Source organism: Sulfuricurvum sp. RIFCSPLOWO2_12_FULL_43_24, from assembly GCF_001829605.1.
Lineage (GTDB): Bacteria > Campylobacterota > Campylobacteria > Campylobacterales > Sulfurimonadaceae > Sulfuricurvum.
The window spans coordinates 1-23,982 of record NZ_MIBT01000034.1 but is presented as its reverse complement, the minus strand read 5'-3'; the positions used below and the strand labels follow the sequence as shown (position 1 = coordinate 23,982).

General features: G+C 42.5%; 25 protein-coding genes and 1 pseudogene. 14 read left to right on the top strand and 12 right to left on the bottom strand.

Going from position 1 to position 23,982, the window contains the following annotated elements:
• The first annotated feature begins 48 nt into the window (after nt 1-48).
• The 8 genes from A3G19_RS03335 to motB all read left to right on the top strand — a co-directional run bounded on the left by A3G19_RS03335 (nt 49) and on the right by motB (nt 6,911).
• Nucleotides 49-519, top strand: a complete 471-nt coding sequence (locus A3G19_RS03335; protein WP_015653040.1) for an RNA pyrophosphohydrolase — start codon at nt 49-51, stop codon at nt 517-519.
• Entirely contained in the window at nt 519-1,730 is a 1,212-nt protein-coding gene (locus tag A3G19_RS03330; RefSeq protein ID WP_294870539.1) for an aspartate kinase, read from the top strand. Before A3G19_RS03335 ends, A3G19_RS03330 begins: the two co-directional genes overlap by 1 nt.
• Nucleotides 1,730-2,278 (top strand): HobA family DNA replication regulator, encoded by a 549-nt coding sequence (locus tag A3G19_RS03325; RefSeq protein WP_015653042.1) that lies wholly within the window; start codon nt 1,730-1,732, stop codon nt 2,276-2,278. Before A3G19_RS03330 ends, A3G19_RS03325 begins: the two co-directional genes overlap by 1 nt.
• Nucleotides 2,265-2,888: a DNA polymerase III subunit delta' gene (locus A3G19_RS03320; RefSeq protein ID WP_015653043.1), complete on the top strand. Its 624-nt coding sequence runs from the start codon at nt 2,265-2,267 to the stop codon at nt 2,886-2,888. Before A3G19_RS03325 ends, A3G19_RS03320 begins: the two co-directional genes overlap by 14 nt.
• Nucleotides 2,878-4,017: a dihydropteroate synthase gene (gene folP / locus A3G19_RS03315; RefSeq protein ID WP_294870537.1), complete on the top strand. Its 1,140-nt coding sequence runs from the start codon at nt 2,878-2,880 to the stop codon at nt 4,015-4,017. Before A3G19_RS03320 ends, folP begins: the two co-directional genes overlap by 11 nt.
• Before the next feature lie 2 nt (nt 4,018-4,019).
• A complete protein-coding gene (locus A3G19_RS03310; protein ID WP_015653045.1) occupies nt 4,020-5,171 on the top strand; it encodes a cation:proton antiporter in 1,152 nt (383 codons plus the stop codon).
• Nucleotides 5,172-5,274: 103 nt separating this feature from the next.
• Nucleotides 5,275-6,048, top strand: a complete 774-nt coding sequence (motA, locus tag A3G19_RS03305) for a flagellar motor stator protein MotA (protein WP_015653046.1) — start codon at nt 5,275-5,277, stop codon at nt 6,046-6,048.
• A gap of 11 nt (nt 6,049-6,059) precedes the next feature.
• The gene (gene motB / locus A3G19_RS03300) at nt 6,060-6,911 is read left to right on the top strand and encodes a flagellar motor protein MotB (protein ID WP_015653047.1); all 852 of its coding nucleotides are present in this window, start codon (nt 6,060-6,062) and stop codon (nt 6,909-6,911) included.
• Nucleotides 6,912-7,133: 222 nt separating this feature from the next.
• Here the strand turns inward: motB and A3G19_RS03295 are convergent, their stop codons facing one another.
• The 9 genes from A3G19_RS03295 to A3G19_RS03255 all read right to left on the bottom strand — a co-directional run bounded on the left by A3G19_RS03295 (nt 7,134) and on the right by A3G19_RS03255 (nt 14,047).
• The gene (locus tag A3G19_RS03295; RefSeq protein WP_294870535.1) at nt 7,134-8,615 is read right to left on the bottom strand and encodes an inorganic phosphate transporter; all 1,482 of its coding nucleotides are present in this window, start codon (nt 8,613-8,615) and stop codon (nt 7,134-7,136) included.
• 185 nt (nt 8,616-8,800) lie between these two features.
• The gene (locus A3G19_RS03290) at nt 8,801-9,334 is read right to left on the bottom strand and encodes a peptidylprolyl isomerase (RefSeq protein WP_015653049.1); all 534 of its coding nucleotides are present in this window, start codon (nt 9,332-9,334) and stop codon (nt 8,801-8,803) included.
• Nucleotides 9,334-9,738, bottom strand: a complete 405-nt coding sequence (msrB, locus tag A3G19_RS03285) for a peptide-methionine (R)-S-oxide reductase MsrB (RefSeq protein ID WP_294870533.1) — start codon at nt 9,736-9,738, stop codon at nt 9,334-9,336. The genes A3G19_RS03290 and msrB overlap by 1 nt, the downstream gene beginning before the upstream one ends.
• Before the next feature lie 13 nt (nt 9,739-9,751).
• Complete coding sequence (locus tag A3G19_RS03280; protein ID WP_294870531.1) at nt 9,752-11,167, bottom strand: hypothetical protein; 1,416 nt, start codon at nt 11,165-11,167, stop codon at nt 9,752-9,754.
• Nucleotides 11,168-11,317: 150 nt separating this feature from the next.
• On the bottom strand, nt 11,318-11,602 hold the full coding sequence (locus A3G19_RS03275) for an HU family DNA-binding protein (RefSeq protein WP_015653052.1): 285 nt from the start codon (nt 11,600-11,602) through the stop codon (nt 11,318-11,320).
• Nucleotides 11,603-11,707: 105 nt separating this feature from the next.
• Nucleotides 11,708-11,953, bottom strand: coding sequence for a hypothetical protein (locus A3G19_RS03270; RefSeq protein WP_015653053.1), 246 nt, complete (start codon nt 11,951-11,953; stop codon nt 11,708-11,710).
• Nucleotides 11,950-12,195 carry a DNA-binding protein gene (locus A3G19_RS03265; protein ID WP_041192386.1) on the bottom strand — a complete coding sequence of 82 codons (246 nt, stop codon included), beginning with the start codon at nt 12,193-12,195 and terminating at the stop codon, nt 11,950-11,952. The genes A3G19_RS03270 and A3G19_RS03265 overlap by 4 nt, the downstream gene beginning before the upstream one ends.
• 383 nt (nt 12,196-12,578) lie before the next feature.
• Nucleotides 12,579-13,232 carry a hypothetical protein gene (locus A3G19_RS03260; protein WP_015653055.1) on the bottom strand — a complete coding sequence of 218 codons (654 nt, stop codon included), beginning with the start codon at nt 13,230-13,232 and terminating at the stop codon, nt 12,579-12,581.
• Between the two features lie 161 nt (nt 13,233-13,393).
• The gene (locus tag A3G19_RS03255) at nt 13,394-14,047 is read right to left on the bottom strand and encodes a hypothetical protein (protein ID WP_015653056.1); all 654 of its coding nucleotides are present in this window, start codon (nt 14,045-14,047) and stop codon (nt 13,394-13,396) included.
• Between the two features lie 134 nt (nt 14,048-14,181).
• Here A3G19_RS03255 and pyk point away from each other — a divergent pair, with 134 nt between their 5' ends.
• Together pyk and cmoA are read left to right on the top strand one after the other, a co-directional pair.
• The gene (gene pyk, locus A3G19_RS03250; RefSeq protein WP_015653057.1) at nt 14,182-15,678 is read left to right on the top strand and encodes a pyruvate kinase; all 1,497 of its coding nucleotides are present in this window, start codon (nt 14,182-14,184) and stop codon (nt 15,676-15,678) included.
• Between the two features lie 124 nt (nt 15,679-15,802).
• Nucleotides 15,803-16,519 (top strand): carboxy-S-adenosyl-L-methionine synthase CmoA, encoded by a 717-nt coding sequence (gene cmoA / locus A3G19_RS03245; RefSeq protein WP_015653058.1) that lies wholly within the window; start codon nt 15,803-15,805, stop codon nt 16,517-16,519.
• Nucleotides 16,520-16,522: 3 nt separating this feature from the next.
• Here cmoA and A3G19_RS03240 read toward each other — a convergent pair whose 3' ends face one another.
• Nucleotides 16,523-16,738 (bottom strand): hypothetical protein, encoded by a 216-nt coding sequence (locus A3G19_RS03240; protein ID WP_041192387.1) that lies wholly within the window; start codon nt 16,736-16,738, stop codon nt 16,523-16,525.
• Nucleotides 16,739-16,752: 14 nt separating this feature from the next.
• Nucleotides 16,753-17,400: an endonuclease III gene (gene nth / locus A3G19_RS03235; protein WP_294870529.1), complete on the bottom strand. Its 648-nt coding sequence runs from the start codon at nt 17,398-17,400 to the stop codon at nt 16,753-16,755.
• A 99-nt stretch (nt 17,401-17,499) separates the two neighbouring features.
• Between nth and A3G19_RS03230 the strand changes: the two genes are divergently transcribed.
• The 4 genes from A3G19_RS03230 to A3G19_RS03215 all read left to right on the top strand — a co-directional run bounded on the left by A3G19_RS03230 (nt 17,500) and on the right by A3G19_RS03215 (nt 23,746).
• Nucleotides 17,500-19,461, top strand: a complete 1,962-nt coding sequence (locus A3G19_RS03230) for a response regulator (protein ID WP_291750927.1) — start codon at nt 17,500-17,502, stop codon at nt 19,459-19,461.
• Between the two features lie 12 nt (nt 19,462-19,473).
• On the top strand, nt 19,474-21,390 hold the full coding sequence (locus tag A3G19_RS03225; RefSeq protein WP_015653062.1) for a response regulator: 1,917 nt from the start codon (nt 19,474-19,476) through the stop codon (nt 21,388-21,390).
• Nucleotides 21,391-21,481: 91 nt separating this feature from the next.
• Complete coding sequence (locus A3G19_RS03220) at nt 21,482-22,324, top strand: peptidylprolyl isomerase (RefSeq protein WP_015653063.1); 843 nt, start codon at nt 21,482-21,484, stop codon at nt 22,322-22,324.
• Between the two features lie 336 nt (nt 22,325-22,660).
• On the top strand, nt 22,661-23,746 hold the full coding sequence (locus tag A3G19_RS03215; RefSeq protein ID WP_015653064.1) for a hypothetical protein: 1,086 nt from the start codon (nt 22,661-22,663) through the stop codon (nt 23,744-23,746).
• Nucleotides 23,747-23,867: 121 nt separating this feature from the next.
• Here A3G19_RS03215 and A3G19_RS03210 read toward each other — a convergent pair.
• Nucleotides 23,868-23,982: pseudogene (locus A3G19_RS03210) on the bottom strand (class II fructose-bisphosphate aldolase); the annotation flags it as partial.

Below are 23,982 nucleotides of genomic sequence, written 5' to 3'. Positions count from 1 at the left end.
GTAGATGTGCGAAAAGCTTTAGGACAACATTAAATTAAAAGATGGCGAATGACCGAAAATAAGTTCTACCGACCGAATGTGGCGGCGATTATTGTCTCTCACGAGTATCCTGAAGTCCAAGATATCTTTATCGCCGAGCGGAGTGATTTGGAAGGGGTATGGCAATTCCCTCAAGGGGGAATTGATGAAGGCGAATCGGCTGAAGAAGCACTTTTTCGGGAGCTTGAGGAAGAGATCGGTACCAAAAAAGTAGAGATCATTGCCGAATATCCTGAGTGGATTGCCTACGATTTTCCTACTCATGTAGCTGCCAAAATGGCTCCGTATGCGGGACAAAAACAGCGCTATTTTTTAGTACGCCTGAAACAAGGGGCTAAAATCGATTTGAATACTAAGCATCCTGAATTCAAGGCGTACCGATTTGTCAAGATTGATGAGCTGTTGAGTAATATTGCCCATTTTAAAAAACCGGTCTATGAACGTGTTATTTCTCATTTTAGAACCAAGGGGTATCTGTAATGCTAATTGTGCAAAAATTTGGCGGAACCAGTGTCGGCGATTTGGAACGAATCCAAAACGTTGCCAACCGTGTCTCGCGAACACTTAAAGAGGGACATCAGGTTGTAGTCGTTGTATCGGCTATGAGCGGTGAAACCAACAAACTTATTGCGTATGCGGAACATTATACCGCTACCCCTGAACGAAGCGAAGTTGATATGCTTCTGAGCTCAGGCGAGCGGGTAACGGCTGCGTTACTCTCCATTGCACTCAATGCTATGGGACACAGTGCCACTTCTATGAGCGGTCGTCGTGCCGGTATTGTTACCGACGCTGTCCATACCAAAGCACGGATTGAAAGTATTGATCCGTCCGCAATGCACGCTGAACTCGCACAGGGCAAAGTCATTGTTGTCGCCGGATTCCAAGGGGTGAGCGAGCGTGGTCAAGTGACAACGCTCGGACGCGGAGGATCGGATCTCTCTGCCGTTGCTCTCGCAGGGGCACTTCAAGCGGATTTATGCGAAATTTATACCGATGTTGACGGCATTTATACTACCGATCCGCGTATCGAGCCTAAAGCGCGTAAAATGGATAAAATCAGTTATGACGAGATGTTGGAACTCGCATCACTCGGAGCAAAAGTGCTTCAAAACCGTTCCGTTGAACTCGCTAAAAAATTAAACGTTAACCTCGTAACCCGTTCCAGCTTTAGCGATGCGGAAGGGACACTTATCACAAAGGAAGAGAATATTATGGAAAAACCACTTGTCAGCGGTATCGCACTCGATAAAAATCAGGCACGCGTATCTTTGAGCGGCGTAATTGACCGCCCCGGAATTGCTTCGGATATCTTTACCCGTTTGGCCGACAACAGTGTGAATATTGACATGATTATCCAAACTTCGGGACATGACGGTAAAACGAATCTCGATTTTACTGTCCCTAAAACTGAACTTTTGGATGCGAAAAAAGTGGTTGAAACGTTTATTGCCGAAGATGAGATCAGTGAAGCTTCGTACGATGAAAATATTTGTAAAGTCTCCATTGTCGGTGTCGGGATGAAATCGCATACGGGAGTTGCGGCTAAAGCATTTCAAACAATGGCACGTGAGAACATCAACATCATGATGATCTCTACGTCAGAGATCAAAGTATCGATGGTAATTGATGAAAAATACGCAGAATTAGCGGTTAGATCACTACACAGTGCTTACGCGTTGGACAAGTAGTGCGCAAATTTGATCAGTGGACATTAGAATCGATCCGCTCCGTAGGGGCATCGATGAGCTGGTTCGAAGAACAGCGCTTCGAATGGACTCCTCCTATCGCTAATGCCATGGATCAAATGATGGGGGGGAAAAGTATCGTCCTCATTACCGATCATGATCGTAAATGGTTTTCCCATTACATCACCTCTTCTTTAAATAAACGCTCTCAAGAGCGTCCGATGATCCCTATCGTTTGTATCGATGCCCTTTATCCGCATTATGATCATATCAGCGGCGGAGAGTCGATCGATATGCTGAGTGATATGCTGGATATTACTTTTAAGGGGGAGTATTTCTTTTGGTATATCGGTCGCGGGGATGATCGTCGTGCCGATATTGCCAAACGTAATGCCAACTCTCTGTTATGGATTATGGATGAGCGGTTTCAAAATGCTTTAGTTTTACGCTCTCACGATGAACTTATCGATATCAAACTTTTGCAGCTTTACCGTCTTTTTGATAAAACGCTCGGTGCAGTACTGTTTGGGGAGATTAATGTTCGCGAATGAGAGGGGCGGCATCCTCATCACTGCAGAAATGGAAGAGCGAGCACGCCAGATCGAAGCATCTCGATACCCTCTGCGCTGCATCACCTTTATGCGTGATGATTTTAAAATCGAAGATGCCAAAGAGGTTATAGCCGAAGCGTATCGAAGCGAAGAGGATACCAAAACCCTTATCCTCGGAGCCAAGAGTTTTACCGTTCCTGCCCAAAATGCCCTTTTGAAAATTCTCGAAGAGCCCCCTCGAAATATTGTTTTTATTCTCCTCGCCCCCAATAAAAGTACGTTTTTGCCAACGGTTCGTTCTCGTTTGAGTCTTACGCAAGAGCATGCTGAACGTACTTACGAAATCCTTCCGATTGTGTTGAAAAATCTCGATCTTGCAGGGTTGTTTACCTTTGTTAAAGCGCATGATCGCCTTAAAAAACATGAAGCCAAGGCGTTGATTGAGCAGTTAATGCATCAGGCAATTCATGGTGAAAAACTTTCCCTTACCACGGCGCAACTCGAAGGATTTGAAAAAGCGCTCCGTTTGATCGAGTTGAACAGCCGTTTTCAAAGTGTATTGGTAATGGTATTGATGAATTTTACCCGCGAGATTAAACGTGGTCGTTGAAAAACTCTCCAATGCCATTGACCTGCAGCGTGAGCTTAAACATCTCGGTGTAGATGGCGGCGGGGTATCGATTTTAGAGGATAAAGGGGAACTGCATCTGATTCGTATTCGTGATCTGCATGTGGGTGCCGCCAATATCCTCAAGCAAGATGCGCTCAGTATCGGTGCCGATGTAGCGGTTCCTCGTGGTACGGTAACGGCATCGATTCCTCAGGTAGATGTACTTTTGATCGCTACCGAGCGGCAGTTGCAGCAGCTGGTAAAAAAAGAGAAAGCTCAACCGTTTGGATTAAAACAACTCTCATCAGAATTGGAGAGTTTTTGTCATTTGAAACGTGAGAAAAATATTGCTATTATGGGAATTCTCAACGCGAATGATGACAGCTTTTATCATGCGAGTCGTTTTCAAGGATCTTACGCGCTTGAACGTATTGAGACGATGATTAGTGAAGGTGCCGATATTATTGATCTAGGCGGTGTATCGAGCCGTCCGGGGTCTGTAGCGGTGAGTGCGGAAGAAGAGCTTTCTCGTGTCCGTCCGATCATTGACGCACTGTATGAGCAGCGTTTTTATGAGAAGACCCGTCTGAGTCTGGACAGTTATGAGCCCATGGTCGTCCACTACGCACTGGAGAGGGGATTTCATATTATCAATGACATTACGGGTCTAGCCAACGATGAGGTAGCACGATTGTGCGGAAGCTACGGGGCAACGGCTGTGATTATGCACATGCAGGGTAATCCGAAGAGTATGCAAGAGAACCCGGCCTATTTGTCGGTAATTGCTGAAGTTGAACTCTTTTTCCGTGAACGGATTGAGAAAGCGGAGTCCTTTGGAATTAAAGAGATTATACTAGACTGCGGAATCGGTTTTGGAAAACGTTTGGAAGATAATCTTGCCCTAATCACCCATCAACGCCATTTTTTGCGTTTGGGCAAACAACTGCTGGTTGGTGCCAGCCGTAAATCGATGATCGATGCAATCTCCCCCTCAGAGAGTGATGAGCGTTTGGCGGGAAGTATCGCCATCCATCTCAAAGCGATCGAAGAGGGTGCTTCGATTGTACGGGTGCATGATGTAAAAGAGCATGTACAAGCGATTAAAATCTGGAAAGCGATGCGAGGATAAATATGAGCAATACGGTCGTTATTATTACCTTGTCTTTACTGGTAATGCTTTCTCCTTTCTTATCCCGTGTTACGAAAATACCGGTGGTAGTTGTCGAAATTATGTTGGGAAGTCTTGCCGGATATTTTGGATTTTTGGTTGAAAACGAGCTCTTTAAAATCATTGCAAAAGTAGGGTTTTTATACCTGATGTTTCTTGCGGGTATGGAGGTTAATCTCAAAGAGTTCGGTTTTGCAAAATCCTCACTCCTGCGCCGTACTATTATCTATTTTACCCTGCTGTACGGGTGCTCGCTCGGACTCTTCTTATATCTTGATTTGAGTGCCGTTTATCTTGTGGCATTTCCTATTTTTTCACTCGGAATGCTGATGGCTTTGGTAAAAGAGTACGGCAAAAATCAGCCATGGCTTGCCTTGGCCTTGAATATCGGGATTATCGGTGAATTGGTCAGTATCATGGCTTTGACGATTCTCAGCGGCGGGTTAGAGCATGGGTATAACCGCGAATTCGCCTTTACCCTCGGAGGTCTCTTTTTATTCTTGATCGGATTTGTCCTCTTTTTTCGGGGGGTTCGAATCTTATTTTGGTGGTATCCGAGTTTAAAAACGCTCATAATGCCTCATGAAGACGGAAAAGATCAGGATATCCGTTTCTCTATGGCGCTCATGTTTATCATGGTGGCAGTGATGCTGTATCTTAAAATTGATGTTGTCTTGGGAGCATTTTTGGCGGGGATGCTTATCGCTACCTATTTCAAACACAAAACCGAACTGCCCGAAAAACTTTCCTCGTTCGGATTTGGATTTTTGGTTCCAATATTCTTTATCCACGTCGGCTCAACGCTCGCATTGGATGCATTCACGGATGTCCAAATTTTAGAATTGGCACTTTTTATCGCCAGTGCGATCATCGGTATTCGTCTCATCAGTTCATTGATTGCCTATGGTGGATATTTGGGATTGAAAAATACTATTTTGTTCTCATTGAGCGATTCGATGCCGTTAACATTTACGGTTGCCATTGCAACATTAGGGTATCAGGCTAATGCGATTACGCATGATGAATATTATGCGTTTATCGTAGCGAGTATGGGAAGCGGAATATTCTTGATGCTACTGATTAAAATATTGTATACTTTATTTAACAAAAAATAGAGCTTTCAAGATTGAATTTTAGTGAAAACAAGGTACAATCGATGATAACAATTACGGTAATTGCAAGGATGCATGATAATTACCCTAAACGAGAAGGAGTCACGTGGATTTAACGGTTGTTTTAGGTATGTTTATAGCTGTTGCGTCGATTTCGACGGGGGATATTATTGATGGAGGAAATCCGCTTCATATTATCCACTTAGCTTCATTGATCGTTATTTTCCCTACGGCAATGGCAGCGGCAGCAGTTTCTACGGATGTTGAACATGTTAAAGGGGCTTTTAAAAATCTTGGTCCTATCGTATTCAAAAATAGTTCGGTTGATTTACACGCGAGAATAAAAGAGATTATCGAATTATCAACACTTGCACGTCGAGACGGTCTTTTATCTTTGGAGCAAAAAGTAGCTCAGATCGACAATGAGTTTCTGAAGCAGGGTCTTAGTATGGCGGTTGACGGTAATGAGGTCGATACCATCGTAGAAACGTTAGAATTGGTGATCGAAGAGACAGAACATTACTATCACAGTTGCGGACATTATTGGATTCTTGCAGGGGAAACATCTCCCGTTATGGGACTTATCGGGGCGGTTTTAGGACTTATTCTTGCGCTTCAAAAACTCGATAACCCCGCAGAAATGGCAAAAGGTATCGCTGGGGCATTTACGGCAACGGTTACGGGTATTTTCTCTTCCTATGTAATGTTAGGACCATGGGGGAGAAAAATGATCGCGAAATCGCACCATATAGTAAAAGAGCAAAAATTGATGTTAGAAGGAATTGTCGGAATCATTCACGGTGATAACCCTCGTACTCTTGAAGCTAAATTACTAAACTACCTTTCTCCTGCTGAAGAAAAGCACAGCCAATTTAACTGATGGACGCTTAAATGTCAAAAAAGAAAGCTAAAAAGTGTCCAACGTGTGAAGCATGTGAAAAGTGGGCAGTTCCCACCGCCGACTTTTTCAGTCTTCTCCTCGCACTTTTCATCGCCTTGTACGCTATCGCGTCGGTTAATAAAGAGAAACTCAAAGCGGTCAAAGAAGAGTTCGTTAAAATTTACGATTATGCACCGGTCGCTGAGCGTATCAATCCTGTCCAAGAGATGGTTCCTGATAGTAAAAACCCTGATCCTGATGCGAGTGGAAACCCAAGCGGTAAGGCACTGACGGAGCAGGGCGGGGCTGTCTTGATGGGAGAGGAGAGCAAACAAGAAGAGGTTTTGGATTCTGTCAGCAAAATCCAGCAAGAGTTGAAGAATATATCAATGGGCGGTGGAGAAGGGCCACTTGATCAGATGATGGACGGTGTGTTGTTAAAGCTTCCTGCTTCTATCCCTTTTAGCGGAGCCAATGCCACAATCGATGATGAAGAGATGCATTTGTTTATTCGACGGGTTGCATTAATCATCGATACCCTTCCAGAAAGTGTTGATATTTCGGTGCGAGGGTATACTGATAATCAGCCTCTCCCGCAAGGTTCTCCTTATCGGGACAATATTGAACTCTCCAGCAAGAGAGCTGAGACGGTGATGCGTGAACTGATCCGTAACGGTGTAAGTGCTGAACGCCTCTCGACAGCAGGTTTTGGCTCAGCCAAACCTCTTGCTGAGAATACTAATGAAAAAAATCGTGCGAAAAACAGACGAGTAGAGTTTTACATGTTTGTTTCCAATGAAACACCGCTTGATAAAACGAAACAAAATAATATCCTCGATGCGCTGAGCAAACTTCAAAAATAATTTATTCTAGATTTCTTTCTCCGTCATCCCGTACTTGATACGGGATCTAAGATACAATTTACGATGCTGAACCGTGTGCAACATTATGGTTTGTAAAGAATGAATCAGCCGTTGAATGATGGAAAAGTCTCTTGATTTACTTTGCACTTGTCGTTCAACATCAGTGGAATGTATGTAAAGTAAGAGACGAAGTAGAGAAGAGTTAATTGAGAAGTATTTGGCTTAGTAGCCAAATACCACTTTGAGGATAAAGAAAAAGATTGCAGCTAAAATACCGGCAACAGGGAGTGTAATAACCCACGCCATTGCGATCGGTTTCATCAATTTCCAGTTAGCATCACGATTGAGCATACCGATACCGATGACCGCTCCAACAAGAATATGGGTTGAAGAGACTGGAATTCCTAAAACGGTTGCAAATAAGATAACCAACGTTGCTCCGAGCTCTGCGGCAAAGCCGGTGACCGGGAAGATTTCGGTAATGCGGCTTCCGACGGTGTCGATAACCTCTTTACCGATAAACCAGAGTCCTGCTACTAATGCAACACCGAAGGTTGCCATGGCAATAAAAGGGACCGGTGATTCGGCATTAATTTGACCTGTGGCTAATATATCGATGATTGCGGCAAACGGCCCGATTGCATTTGCGATATCATTTGCCCCGTGACTGAAGGCAAACGAGGATGCGGTGAGAACTTGGAGCATGCTGAAAACACGCATGGTCGCTTTGTGCGGTGTGTCTTTGTGCATTACTTTGATGATAGCATAAACAACACCGTACATGAGCGTTGAAAGAACTGCCAATAACATATAGATTTGGGCATCATTGAGACCCAAATTGGCATTTTTGAGTCCTTTAAAGAGAAGCATTCCCGCAATCATCGCCGTACCGAATGCGGCAACAATCGGAGCATGGGTACGAAGGGCATAAAATGCGTTTTGTTTTTTCTTAAGACGATTCAGCTCATGCACCTGTTCTTCATAACGCGCTTTCTCTTCCGGAGTAGCAGTTGCTTCATTGTGAGAGGCATTCAATGCGCTAATTTGTCCTTTAATATCGTCGATATGAGCTTGAACATTATCATTGTAATCAAGGATATTTTTTTTCAGATACCAATAGATCCCGTACGAAGCTATCCCTCCAAGAATCGGAGAAACGACCCAGCTGATAGCAATTTTGGTGACTTGATCCCAGTGAACGAGACCGAAAACCGATTCTCCCACTTCCATAGTCGCGTATCCAAGAGCGATAGAACCCCCTAGAATCCCTCCGATAATTGCATGAGTTGTAGAGACCGGATAGCCTTTAAACGTTGCGTAAAGAAGCCATGTTCCCGCTGAGAGGAGTGAACCCATCATGACAAAAACGAGTAGCATCGGATCGAAATCCATTGCTGAGATATCCACGATTCCTTTTCGGATCGTATTGGTAACTTCGGCACCGGCGAGCATTGCTCCGCCGAGTTCGAAGATGGCTGCAATCATCAACGCTTGTTTGACGGTGAGCGTTTTAGCTCCGACGCTGGTACCAAACGAGTTGGCAACGTCATTTCCGCCAATGTTAAATGCCATAAAAATCCCAAAAAGGGTAGCAAGGATGAAAAGGGTATGGTTGTTTTCGAGATAATTAAATCCCCAAACCATAAAAACAGCGGTCATAAGGACAAAAACACCGCCGAAAAAGAGGTTGTCACGAGAGAACATGAATACTCCATTCATTAAAATTGTAAACCAAGGGAGGAATTTATTACAAAACCGTTACCAAAAGATTACGAAATGATTACAGCATTATGCCTGCCGGTCTCTTTGAGAACACTTTATGTATTGCTAAGAAGGTTGACTTTGCCTCAAAAGAGGCCAAGTTGAAGATTGAGTGAGAAGCGTGTTTTTTACGGAAGCAAAGTAGCTTTAATGATTTTTTGAGGTTGGAGCGGTTTGTCACCGCTGCGTTGACCGTTGGTCTGAACGTTATTGAGTTTTCCTAGCGTATCCATTCCGGATACGACACGTCCGAAGATGGTGTGGTATCCGTTGAGCCATGGTGTCGGAGCAGTCGTGATAAAAAACTGACTTCCATTGGTGCGTGGACCGGAATTTGCCATCGCTAAAATACCGGCGTTATCAAATACGACACCCGATTTAAATTCGTCTTTAAAGGGTTTTTTCCAAACAGACTCGCCACCCATACCGGTACCGGTCGGATCGCCCCCTTGAACCATAAAATTTTTGATGATACGGTGGAAGATGAGACCGTTGTAATAGCCGTTTTTAACGTGCGTTGTAAAGTTCTCAACCGCCATTGGGGCTACGTCTTCATAAAGTTCCAAGGTGAGATCACCTTGTGTGGTTTGAAGTAAAACTTTCGGGTGGGAAGCGGCAAAAGAGAGAGTTGCTGCCAACAATAAGGTAAGTAGTAATCGCATTAAGACTCCTGTGAACGTGGGATAAAGTTGAGACAAACGGAATTGATACAATAGCGTAAGCCCGTAGTGCTCGGACCGTCAGGGAAAACGTGCCCCAAATGAGCATCGCATGTTGCGCATAGCACTTCGACACGGACCATACCATGGCTGGAGTCACGTTTTTCTTCGAGGGCATTAGGGGTAATAGGACGGTCATAACTCGGCCATCCTGTACCTGAGTCAAATTTAGCGGTAGAATCAAATAAAGGTGTGCCGCAGCACACACAGGTATAGATACCATCCCCTTTGAACGCAGCATACTCTCCGCTAAAAGCTCGTTCTGTTCCATGCTGCCGTGCAACCTGATAGGCTTCGTTTGAGAGGAGGGCACGCCACTCTTCGTCACTTTTAATAATCTTTGACATCGAAAATTCTCCGTTAGGAATTTGAATAAGTGATTATAGTCGCTGTTTCTGATGCACGGCTTAGCGGATAGGTGTAATCTTCAGAAACTTCCGAAGTTAGAAGGAGTACATGTGAACCGGATACCCCGCTCAGACAGTCGGCCGTTGTAATGATGAGACCCTCCATATCTTGGTACTGAAGACTAAAGTTTACGGTTAAACTACGAGAATTAATCCCTAAATATTCATCAATCGGTTCTTTGTAAAGCGGGATAAAGGCAGCATCGGAAAGTATGAGAATAACCCCTTTTCCTTTATTCGCCCTATATTTGCGCAGTTCAGATAAGAGGGCCGGAAGAACCCCTTTCTCGGTACAAGTAAGGGTTGTGTGAGAAGGTTTGTTGCGATAGCCATAGGTCAAGTGAATATTGGTTTGGGAATCTGGATTTTCGGCTATGGATGAAAAGAGGAGTATCTTATTAACCATTTTTTGTTTCAGAGCATTGATAAATCGGCCATCCATCAAATAGCTGTCATCACAAAAAATGGCAGTGGCATCTTGGTACATTTTTAGGTTATCAAACTCTTCAGGGAGATGAGAAAAAATAATCCGATTCAAATCGATATTTAACGCACCGTAGTACATCAAAGATACGAATCCATCACGCAATAATTCAGATGCCAAAAGCGTCGGGGCCAGAAGGACAATTTTCTCTTCGGGATTGGTTAAGAGCATGAGGATCGCTTTACGGATAAGGAGGAGGCTTTTTCCGCTTCCATAATCTCCGTACAATGTTGTCGTCCCCTGAAGCGGCAAAATCAAAAAATGGTTTTGCTGAGGAGATAGAATGGAACCGGCAGGGTAATCAGGGGTTGGCAAAATAAAGGTATGGGTTGCTAAAGCACCGATAATTTGAACACTTGAGAGGGGGGATGAATGATATTCACCTATGGAATCGAGTTTGGTTCTAATCGACTCGACTGTTTCATTCGTGAAGAAAATGCGCTCTTTGGGTAACAATTCATGAAAAGAGGGGTCCAGTGCATCAAATTCTATTTCAGAAAGATGTTTCATCCAAATGAAACGCTCTACCGGGGTAAAATTAAACGAGAGGACATCTTCGAGCTTTGAGCGTATTTTCGCCTCTACCCCTTCTAAATTTGTTGCGGTAGTGCGTTTGCTCTGCTTTGAAGAGCGCTCTACGGTTGCATTTTCAAGTTCAGAGGCCTTCCATTCAAGTGTTTTGCCAAAAAAGATACCATAATGGGGGAGAAAAATAAGAGTATCGATTGAGGTGATGCTGTTTTGATGAAAAAGTTGAAAGTCATGAAAGAATTTCCCCCCTTCTTTAATAACAAAAATTTTTAGGGGAATATTATCTTCAGGATCATTGAGAATAGGCTCTTTAGGTTTTGACGAAAAAATGCGTGTTAAAAAAGAGAAGAACACTTAGGATACCTTTTCGTATAATCTGAAGATCGTTATTAGAGTTTTTTTATCCTAACGATTATAACGAATTTTCAATGATACAATGTAAATGAGATAGAGGAGGGGGAAGAGAAGTGTGAGGGAAAAATCCCTCGAAAACGAGAGAGGGAATTATTTTCCTGCTGCTACGCTGTCTTTAAGACTTTTGCCTGGTTTGAATTTAGGAACCATTTTATCAGCAGTGCTGTACGTTTTGCTAGTTCCTGGAACTTTACCGCTTTTCCCTTTTTGAAGAGAAGATGCGAAACTTCCGAATCCTACCAATGAAACTTCGTCTTTCGCAACAAGAGCTGCAGTTACCGCTTCTGTGAAAGCTTTAATAGCTGTTTCAGCTTCAACTTTTGTTTTGTAACCACCGCTTTTTTGAACCAACTCTACGAATTGCGCTTTATTCATTTATTGCCCTTGATTTAGATATGCGAATAACACTCAAACCTCCCATACACACGAGGTATGTGTGGGATAAGTGTTTTAGCCGCGAATACTTTAATATCTCTTAGCTTAAATTTTTCTTCTTTTTTGTATTTTGTTGAATAGTTTAGTGATTTTGTGGTTTTTTAGGCCGTTTTTTATCCAAGTTTTCGGATTCTGGGTAAAGAGCAGAGGGGAAGCAAGCTTTTTTGCATCGAATTGGATCGAGAGATTTTTGCCCCAAATGGACCATCTTTGCATAATATTTTGGGAAGAAGAGATGGATAAAAAGACATCTTCCAACCCGATACGTTCTTGTTCACTCAAACTGCTCATGATTTATCCCCTAACTTATTTATTTTTCGAACTACTCGGATGATCTCATCATCCTCGAGCATTCCCAGCATGTTCAAGACGGCTTTGGCCGCTTGGGGTTTGGCATTACCCAATCTCCAGTCCTGATAGGTCCGCATGGAAATACCGAGCGTTGAAGCCATCTCTTTTTGGGAAATCTTCTTACCGTTGTGTTGCGCCTCAATGGCATTGTGCAGAAGATTAAAGAGGTCGCTCATTTCCATCACTCCATTGTAGTATTCTTTTCTTAAAATAAACATTAAACCGTATATAGTATTCGTTAAAAATTACTAAAGATTAGTTAATATGTATATAAGTAACATATAAGCTTACATAGCATTTAGTATTCCAGTTTTAAAATCTATAAAAATGTATTATATATACGAAAAACCGTATAAAATATCGATCGAAAATCATGAAAAATGGATGTGAACAAATGGGATACGAGAATGAGCTAGTATTTAAAAAAAGGTTGATCGGGAGAAAAAGTGCATGGAAGGTATTGAATTCTCCCACATCCGGAAGATGTGGGTGGCTTTAGGGGGTTTTAGGGAGATTTGTCCCTGCCACTTTATGGGCTATGCCCAGAAAGCGTATAACATCAGGATTAAAGGAAATCGGTGTAATCGTATTTGGAGAGATCGACGTAAAATTCTCCCTCTTTTTGAATAATGCGTATGTCTGAGCCGAAAGCAAGTTCAAATCGGCGTTTGACTGCTTTGCGCTCTTCCGAGCCCATACCGATAAATTTGAGGTAGCGTTTGAGTTCGATTAGCCCGTTAGGAAGTGTCGGGGATGCAGGTGAGGGGGTACTGATATCAACATCATGGACGGCATTGCTGTGGGAAAGGAGCAGTTTGGTGTTGATCACTTCCAAAAGGTTTTTCAGTTGTTCATCTTTTGCCGTATAGATCTCTTCAATCCGTTCGCGCTCAGCGATCAGCATTTGCTCTTTATCATTCACTAAGCGATCAACTTTGGCTTCAAGCTCTTTAATTTTGAGTTTGAGCTGTTGATTCTCTTTTTGATAGAGGGCGATAATCATCCCCACCGTTGTTTTTTGGGGAGCCGGTGCCGGTGATGGCTTTGTACTTTGGGCGATTTCTTGACGCTTCTCCTCATCCAGTGAACTTCGGGGGACGATGATGTAGGTCACTCCTCCCTCAATGATATAGTTGAGCCGTTTGGTTCGGAGTTTATTTTGGATCATCTCTTTGGACATTTTGAATGTCTTGGCATATTCATCAATCGTAAAACGCACACATATTCCTTTTTTGATGTTAAGCACTTTCTGGGCATAGCCCATAAAGTGGCAGGGACAAATCTCCCTACAACCCCCTAAAGCTACCCGCATCGTTCGCGATGCGGGAGATTAGTCCTTTATTGATTGTATTATCTTACCAAAAAAATCATTGCAGAGGATTACCGTTTTTTCGCAGGAGGAGCCAAGTTGATTTGAGGCGGCGGTATGATTGCCCCTTTACGCATCCAAATCAGATAGCCGTTGCGGGTAATATTGTGTTTGTCTTGAAAGGTATGGAGCGAACTGTGGCGAAATTCGCATGTTTCCAAAAGTTTGCGAAAATCATTATGAAGATGCAAAAACTCTTGCAATATTTCATAAGCGCGATCGGAGATGATGACGGTACTGATGATCAGATTTTTAATTTCAATGTAGCGGGAACACTCATTCAACCCATCCCCCACAAAATTTTCATGCCCTAAAATGTCTTCAAAACGGTGTACTTTACCGGTGTGAACCGCCACACGAATCCCTTTGAAATACGGGTACTCTTTCGCGATAAAATCGGAAAAATGGATAAAAGAGAGTCCTAAAATCGGACCGAATCCTTTGAGCCTCGGGTGTAGAATGCAGTAAAAACCGTCTCCGGTGGGGATGATCCCTTGCAGCATCTTCTCCATAGGGATACCGGAGATTTTGACCATTTTTTCAATCATCTTTTTATAGGTAAGAGAGAGATAGGAGATGATTTCGAGCTGCTCATCCATCGAGAGGCGAGAGAAATCAATAATATCGATAAGGACAATATCGGTATCGATCGCTCTTTTATTCATAGTTAATCCATCGTGCTTAGATAATCTCATTGTAGTCTAAATTTCCTAAAGATTGCTCAAAACATCACCCTTTGAGTTGTTAGAATGGTTTGAAAATGTGTTAAGATTGCCGAAAATAAAATGAGGCGATTTTCATGCAAAAACGGACCAAAATTTTAGCAACAGTCGGACCGGCTTCGGATAGTGTTGAAACTCTCACCGCTTTAATTAAAGCGGGTGTGAACGTTTTTCGTCTCAATTTTTCGCATGGAACCCATGAATATCATTCAAAAGTACTCAGCAATATTCGCACCGCAATGCGTGAAACCGGTTTGCTTGTCGGGGTGCTGCAAGATATCAGCGGGCCGAAGATCCGTGTCGGTATGCTCAATGAAGATTTTTATTTTGAGAGCGGCGATCGGCTCGATTTTCAGTATGAACCTTGTACGGGGATGAAAGTTGGAGCACATCATTACCGCCTTTCCATTAACAAGAGCGATATTCTCCGTATGCTCAATGTGGATGATGCCGTATATTTGCACGATGGGAACATTCGTGCCCGTATCGTCGGGATAAACGGCGAATGCGTTCAGACTAAAATCGAAAACAAAGGGAAACTTTCTTCCAACAAAGGGCTTAATTTTCCCAATACACGACTCGGTATCGAAATTTTGACTGAAAAAGACAAAGCGGATATAGCATGGGGGGTGGCTAATAACGTCGATTTTATGGCCATTTCGTTTGTTCAAAATGCCGAAGATATGATCAAGGCGCGTGAAGTTGTCCGCTCTTGCGGCGGAGAGGTTCAGCTTTTTGCAAAAATCGAAAAATTCGATGCGGTTGAAAATATCGATGAAATTTTGCGTCAGGCGGATGGAATAATGGTCGCGCGGGGAGATTTGGGGATTGAGGTTCCCTATTACCGTGTCCCTACCATTCAAAAAATGCTGATCGATAAAGCGAATGAACACTCTAAACCGGTTATTACCGCAACACAGATGTTGTTATCGATGACCGAAAAAGATATAGCGACGCGGGCAGAGATCAGTGATGTCGCCAATGCGGTGCTCGATGGAACGGATGCCGTGATGCTCTCTGAGGAGAGTGCAATCGGACATAATCCGGTTTTGGTCGTCGAAACGATGGTCAATACGATTCAAGCGATTGAGGAGATTTATCCGTTCGGAAAATTTGACTTTGGGTATGATGATTCGATGGATGTGGTCAATGAATCGGCGGTGCGCTTGGGTGATTCGCTGAGCGCAGAGGGGATCATCGCGATGACAACATCGGGTTCATCGGCGAAAAAACTCTCCCGCTACCGCCCTCGAATGACGATTTATGCTGCAACACATGAAGAGAGAGTTGCCCGTTTACTGACGATTGTATGGGGTGTCGTGCCTGCGTATCTCATCAAAAAAGGGCGTATTGAAGAGATGTTGAGCGATATTATTCAAAGCGGTTTGAACCGGAGTATCATCGATAAAAGCCAAACCTATATTTTTACGGCAGGATATCCGATAGGAACGCCGGGGACAACCAATATTATCCGAATTTTACGTGAAAATGAGATTACTTTTTTCGGAGAGACGAAGTCGCACCCGATCAAAAGCAAAAAAAGTGAGGAGAGTAGAATCTCTACCTTGTTTTAGTTTTTAGGTTCATACGAAAATAATGGACTAAAAATTGCTTTTTATCGTATGAGGGGCCTAAGCGTTTGTTTCGTCACACCAGTTGCCCCTCAAAACACTCCCCCTTTACGCTACAATACCCTTTATGAAAACCGATACCGTATTTACCAAACCCATCTCAAAACAGTTTGAATTTGATGCTGAAGTGGCAGCCGTATTTGATGATATGCTTCTTCGATCTGTCCCTTTTTATAAAGAGTCACAGGCACTAACCCGTCATTTTGCCATGAATGCTCTTGCTTCAGGGGGGATTGTCTATGATTTGGGGTGTTCCACTGCATCCTTGTTACTGGAGATTGAACGCTCTATCGGGAAAAGGGAAGATATTCGCCTTGTCGGAATTGATAATTCTGCTGCGATGATTACCCATGCCCGTAAAAAAATCGAAGTATACGGTTCGTCAGTCGAACTTTATGAGGGCGATATTCTCCAATTTCCTTATGAAAAAGCCCAAGTTATCATCAGCAATTACACATTGCAGTTTATCCGGCCGATGGTTCGAGACTCATTGGTGCGTACCATCAGTGATACATTGAACGAGGGCGGTGTTTTTATTTTCAGTGAAAAAGTAGTGAGTGAAGATCCGAAATTAAACAAAGAGCTGATCGATTGCTATTATGATTTTAAAAAAGTGCAAGGATACAGTGAGTATGAGATTGTACAAAAGCGTGAAGCGCTCGAAAACGTTCTCATCCCTTATACGATGAATGAAAATATTCAGATGGCGAAGAATAACGGTTTTAAAACCTGTGAAGTTCTTTTCAGATGGGCAAATTTCGCAACGTTTATCGCGATTAAATAACTTCTATCTTACGCTACCGCCGGTTGGCTTTTGCGCCGGTTGAAGTGCCTCTTGGACCTCTTTATAATCGACGAGATTTTTATCGCATTGTTTATGATAGTACCCTTGGGCATCATAATACTCTTCGCAGTCGTTGTAATAGCGCAGACTGATACCGCGATCATTAAAACATCCTGCGAACATCATCGGCAATAAAAGCAATACATAGTGTTTTTTCATGGGGTTATTGTATCTCATCGGGGTTTAAATCCATCCTTGCTTTTGCAAAACTCTGACAAAAAACACTCACTTTCACATTTGGGGTTTTTGGCGGTACAGATGTAACGGCCAAAGAGTACCAGCCCTTGATGAAGTTGATGGAGATTGGTTTTAAACTTTTTTACCAAGGTCTCTTCGGTAGCGATGGCACTTAGATCATCGCTTAATCCCAACCGGTGGCTGACACGAAAAACATGGGTATCGACTGCCATAAGGTTGGCTTGTGTATACTCGATGAGGACAACGTGCGCCGTTTTTTGTCCCACACCGGCGAGAGTTACCAGCTCTTTTTCATCCAGTGGAATTTTCCCTCCGTACACGTCGACGACTCTTTTGGCCATTGCGATGAGATTGATTGCCTTGTTGTTAAAAAATGAGCAGCTTTGAATGATACGTTTTACATTCTCAACATCGGCATTAGCAAGTGCCTCAGGTGTCGGGTAGGTTTCAAATAAAGCGGGAGTAATGAGATTAACCCGTTTATCGGTGCATTGAGCGGAGAGGGCAACCGCAATGACCAATTCATACACATTGGAGTAACTGAGTTCCGTGACGGCATCAGAATAACGTTCTAAAAAAGCCTCTTTAATCGCTTCAATCTCTTTTTTGGTCGCTTTCTTCATCCCGTTCAGTCCGTTTTTTGAGCGTATTGTAACATGAGGTGAAAAAAAAACAGGAGTGTGAAGTTTTTGTGTTACAATAAACGATTTCAATCAAAATTAATGCAGGAGATGATTTTGGGATTGTTCAGTATGATTCAAAAACTTTTTAGTAAAGATGAGAACCGCTTTGCCCAAGACGCAGAGCAAAATATTAACAAAGAGCTTTTTTACAAAGTACTGGATACGGATACGGATCCATTGCTTTTTTTTACGAAAGAGAGCGGGTGGATCGGAGCAAATAAAGCTTTTTTTGATTTAGTACCGGTTCATAATATCGAGGAATTGCGGCATAATCATGAGAGTATCCGCGAGCTTTTCGACCATGAAGATGAAGAAGTTTTTACCGAATACGATAAAAGCTGGTTGGATTATCTGCGTACCCATTTCCCGAAAGGATACGGGTTGGGGATTGTCGATACGGCAGGAAAAATGCATGCGATGTCGGCAACCTCGACTTTGATACAAGAGGGGGGAACCGATCTCTATCTGCTTCGGTTGGAAGATCAAAGCAATCTTGTAGACCTAAAAGCCGAAGTGGTTAAGGTTGAACAGCTTAAAAGTAAATTTCTCGCCAATATCGGACATGAATTTCGGACCCCGATGAACGGTATTTTAGGTTTTGTCGAACTCCTTTCAAAAACGTCTCCTAGCGATACTCAGCTCGAATACATCCATTCGGTTCAAGGATCGGCGCGTAATCTGATGTCCAATATCGAAAATCTTCTCGATTTGGCCCAAATGCAAAACGGCCGATTAAATGTGAGTAAATCTGAATTTAACATTGTGGCTGAGATGGAAGAACTCGCTCGCGGAGCCGTTTCAATGGGAGGCGACAAAGGGGTCGGAATTTTATGTTTTATTGATCCTAAACTACCTACCTACGTTACCGGTGACATCCGTAAAATCAAACAAGTTATCAATAATCTCTTTAATAATGCATTGAAATTCACCCAAATCGGCGGACGTATTACGGTTGAGGTAAAATTGCTCAAACGTAATACGACAGGGACCTGTAATATCGGATTTAGTGTCAAAGACACCGGTAAGGGGATCAGTAAAGCAGAGATGAACAATATTACTCGCCCCTTTGTATCGGGGGATCATGCCGACAACCGTTTAGGGGTTGGGTTAAGTCTTTCCCATGGATTGATATCCTTGATGGGGGGAGAACTTAAAATTACCAGTGATGAGGGGAAAGGTTCTTCGTTTAGCTTTGCTCTGACGTTGGAAGGCTCATCCGATCATGCAATGCAGATGATCAATGCCCACAGTGTTAAGGTTGCATTGATCGATGAAAAGCGGCTTGATGACGCCAACCATCTCACGAACTATTTACGCAGTTTCGGCGTAAGTGTTACGAAAACGCAAATGATCGATGAAACGATTTTTGAAAATGCGGAAGTTGTCTATTTGATTGCGTCTCAGGAAAAAAGTGATTGGACAATGAGTCTATCAAGAATGAAGCGGGAGTGTAAAACCGTTCTTCTTTTAGATGAGCATGAACGGTTTCAGGCAAAAATGCTCCATGTTATCGATATCCCGCTCTCCAAACCGCTTCTGCCTACCTCTTTGTTGGATCATTTGATTAACGTTTTTGGTATTACGAAAGAAGCACCGGTAATGGCTCCGCAGATTCAACGAGGGGTTAGTGCTTTGGTTGTTGAAGACAATCTGATTAATCAACGTTTGATAAAATTGTTGCTCAAAGAGTACGGTATTAACGTTATTGCCGTTTCCAATGGAGATGAAGCGGTTGAAACATGTCGCGAGCATACATTCGATATTGTCTTTATGGATATTGATATGCCGATTAAAGACGGTATCTTGGCAACCCAAGAGATTAAAGCCGAAGAGGGCCCTGCACGGGTTGGACGTATGCCGATTATTGCGTTGACGGCATTGGCGATGGAAGGGGATCGAGAGTATATTTTAGGACGAGGATTGGATGATTATCTTTCTAAACCTCTTACCCGAGAAAAACTCGAATATGTTCTTCACAAATATTTGCACGTTAAAGTATAAGGAGCAGATACTATGGTCTATATCCAAGGTTTTGAACAAGAAAATGCCCATCTGATAGGGTTGCTCACGTCATGTTCCCATTTACATTCTGATCCGATGGTTTATACCGATCTCTCTGGGAGTCTGCTCGGTTCCAATGAGTTATTGATAGAACTGCTTAATGTCAAAGCATTGGAAGATATTGCCCCTATATCAACATGGTTTGATCCTCAGGGGGTGGACCTCTCCTATCTTCTCTCAAAATCGGGAGATTATCGAGGAAAAATTGGTGTCGGTGACATCAGTTATGATGTTTCGGTAAAATCAGAGGTGCTTTTACTGGAAAATATTTCGATTGTCGGAGTGGTTTTTCGAGATATATCGATTATTGAACGGGCTCGTGCGGCTGAGCGTTATTTTGAACAGTTCAAAAAGAAATTTTTGACCAATATCTCACATGAATTTCGTACCCCGATGAATGCTATTATCGGCTTTAGCGATCTTTTGAAAAACTCTCCCTTAAGCTCATGGCAGCAAGAGTATGTGGACATGACAAGCCGAAGTGCTCAATCGATGATGCGCAATATTGAAAATCTTTTGGAGATGATGCAAGTAGAGAGTGGAAGCGTTCATACCAATCTGGCATTATTCAACCCTCTTGAAGTGTACGAGAGCTTTTCACAACAATTTTGCGATCTTGCCTTATCCAAAGAGATCGGATTGATGTTCTTGATTGATCCCCATTTGCCAAAAACAATGATCGGGGATCAGGATAAGATCCTCTCCATTATGCGTAATCTCATCCAAAACGGTATTAAATTTACCGCTGATGGGGGACGTGTCCTTGTTGAAATCCTCATTGTTAAAGAGGAAGGGAATTTCGTTGAAGTTGAATACGCGGTAAGTGATACGGGGTGCGGTATTGAACAAGAGAAAATGAAAACGCTTCTTCGCCCGTTTGCTTCGGCTTGGGATAATCAGCGTCGCGGTAAAGACGGACTTGGGATCGGTTTGAGCTTGAGTCATAAATACGTGGATATGATGGATTCGCATTTGATGCTCGCATCGCAAAGCGGCAAGGGTTCACGATTCTCATTTCGGGTAACCCATCAGCTCAACGAAGAGGGGACATTCGATTTTGTGACAGGAACACGTGCGTGTATCTATACTGAAGGCCTCCAAGTCTCTACGCAAGGTGCATTGTTACTGAAATATCTTGAATTGTTCGATGTTCGGACCAAAGTGATCCACGATCTTATTACCACAACCTTGAATGAGAGTGATGTCCTCTTTATGGATGTTTCGCATATTTCGAAATCGCAAATCGATGCGATCAATGCAACCTATCCGACGTTAGGGGTTGTGCCGATCATGAAACTTGATTACGGAGAGCATGCGGATACATTAATCGATTCGGTCTCTTCCATCGTCACCTTACCGATACTTCCGAGTTCGTTGCATAAAACGTTAGCCGTTATCTGGAACCGGATGCCAAAAGAGTATATTTCCCGCTCGCCTGAGGCGCAAAGTGTCCCGAAAGCCGAAAATATTAAAATCTTAGTGGCAGAGGATAATCTTATCAACCTTAAATTGCTTGAAACTATTTTGCTTCAAGAACATTTCCGTGTGGTTGCGGTAGATAATGGACAGAAAGCGGTTGATAGTTATCTCAAAGAACATTTTGATCTGGTATTGATGGATATCGATATGCCGGTTATGGACGGGTTGATGGCAAACCGTCTTATCAAAGAGATTGATAAACGAGATTCCCGAGGGTTTGTGCCGGTTATCGCCTTAACCGCCCATGCATTGTTCGGTGATCGTGAACGGATTGTTGCGGCAGGATTGGATGCCCACTTAGCCAAACCGATCGATAAACATTTTCTTTTACAGACCATAGACCGTTATTTAAAAATTGCTCAACAAAAACGACAAAGCAACATCGTTTAATATTGATTATTTTTTGCGTACTATACTTGCAAATGTATTATAATGCCGAAATCAAATCCCTTTGAAAAATAGGGAAAACACAAGGATAGCAATGAAGCGATATTATGCCGCTTGGATTTTGGGTTTATTGTTGAGCGCGACGAGTGTATCAGCCGCTGTTTTAGCAACCGTTAACGGAGATGAAATTACCTCTGAAGAAGTGAATAAAGTATTGATGGAGGGGACTCAGGGTCGTTTTGATTCTTTGCCTGCCGATAAACAAAATGAATTGCGCCAACGAATTATCGAAGGAATGATTGCACAAGAACTTGTCTACGATGATGCAAAACGAACCGGAGTATTGGATTCGAAAGAGTACAAACAAGAATTGGAAAAACTGGTTGATCGTCTAAAAATTCAGCTCGCAGCAAAAGTATGGGAACAACAGCAGTTTGAAGCAATTAAAGTGGATGCCAAAGAGGTAAAAGCCTATTTTGATGCAAACCCGGAAGAATTTGTGGACAAAGAAAAAATCCGTGCTCGTCATATTTTGGTGAAAAGCGAAGCGGAAGCACAATCGATTATCAAAAGTATGAAAGCCCTCAGTGGGGAGAAACTCAAAACTGAGTTCATCACTCAAGCAAAATCCAAATCAACCGGACCGAGTGCGGCAAAAGGGGGTGACCTCGGTTACTTCCCACGCGGGCAAATGGTACCGTCATTTAACGATGCAGCTTTCGCGATGAAAGAGGGGACAATCTCTTCTACTCCGGTACAAAGTCAGTTTGGCTATCATGTTATTTATGTCGAAGATAAAAAAGCGGCGAAAAAACTCGGGTTTGATGATGTGAAAAACTTCATTGAGCAGCGTTTGAAAATGGATAAGTTTAAAGCGACGATGGAGAAAAAAATGTCTTCACTTCGCGAAAAAGCGAAAATCACCTACACAAAATAATCTTCATATTTCTATTTTCCCGTCATTCCGTGCTTGACACGGAATCCATCTTCCTATTCACCTTTTACCCACTGCTAAAATACTAATCACGGCAGATAACAAAAGATTTGTAAATCAAACCTCATCTTGCTATAATCCTTATATCATGTTAAAAAATACAAAATAATTATCCCTCGTTCCCACTCTCCGAGTGGGAACGCATACAAGTACTCGTACGGATAGAGTGACAGAAGAAGTGCTCCTTCTCAGGAGAGCGGGAACAAATTATTAGAGATTTAAATGCTTTACCTGATTTCAAAATGCCTGAAAAAAACGATAATGGAGCTTTAAAAAGCCATGGATAAACTAATAAGCAAAGGGCTTTATAGCGAATTACTAAATCGCCTCACAACATCAAAAGTGCTAATTATATCGACTCTAGCTGGTTATACAGAGATAAAATATCTCAAAAATGGCACTACCCAATATCTCACACTCACAACTTGTTCATATCCAAACTCGGATTTGACGATTAGGGAGTGTTCTTTTAGATTTGCAGATGTGGAACTTCCGCAAACGATATTTGATGCACAGGATTTGATTTATGATAGCACTGAAACTATCTACACAAAAGAGCCTCATGCACTACTAGATGAGATAGCCTATATCCACGATACAAGTTATAATCTACTCTATCACTACGAGCCAGATGCACAGTGTCAAGAGATCACCATATCAGCCCATACTAAAGATGGCAAACTCAAAAATTATAGATTAAGCTTTGAGCCTGATAGCGATGGAGTGCGAGTTGGTTTAAGTATCACTTCTAATGAGTTAAGTGGAGTCTTTATCTCCAAATCACTTGATAAGGAAAATCTAGTCCTAAGCTCAAGTTTTGATGATAAATATATTTATACGACTAAAGAGACTGACACAATAAGGGAAAATGGGGAGATTTCAAGGCTACATAGCCCAAATTGGGTAGAAGTCTATCATGCAAAAAAAGATGAACCCATAGCGTTTAGAGAAAATGAGGAGTGTTTTTTTATTAGTGGTGTAGGATTTTGGAGTGGTGGATTTACGATTTTGACTAGAGAACATTTTAATTTGATGGATAAAGAGGATAAGGAGAGATTTTTTGCTTATGGCGATGAGTTGGTCAGCCATCTTAATACCCTTTTTATCAATAAAAAATTTGACCACTCAAAAAGATATGAATTTACCGATGATGAAGATTGCCAAAAGCTAGTCGATAGCTTTACAGAAAGAGGTTATGAGGTAGAGAAAATCTACACAGAATATTCAGGCAATGGTTGGCCACCGCCGCTTTTTATCCACAAAGCATCAAAAGGAGATGAGGAGATCAAAATCGTCACCCATAACGACTGGGGGATGGAGGAGTATGTGGTAGATGTGGAATATGGAATGTGTGCGATGAAATAGAGTGAGTAAAAAAAAGGAGTAAATGGGGGTCAGGTATTCAATCTTCACTTTTTAGGTTGCACTGATTAAATACAAAAGATGGATCCCGTATCAAGTACGGGATGACGAGATGGGAACCGAATTAATTTCTGTCTATTGCGTTCAAATCTTCAAACGCTGCTTTCACACGATTAACCAATGTTTTTTGCCCGTCGCGAAGCCATTTACGAGGGTCATAATATTTTTTGTTCGGTTTA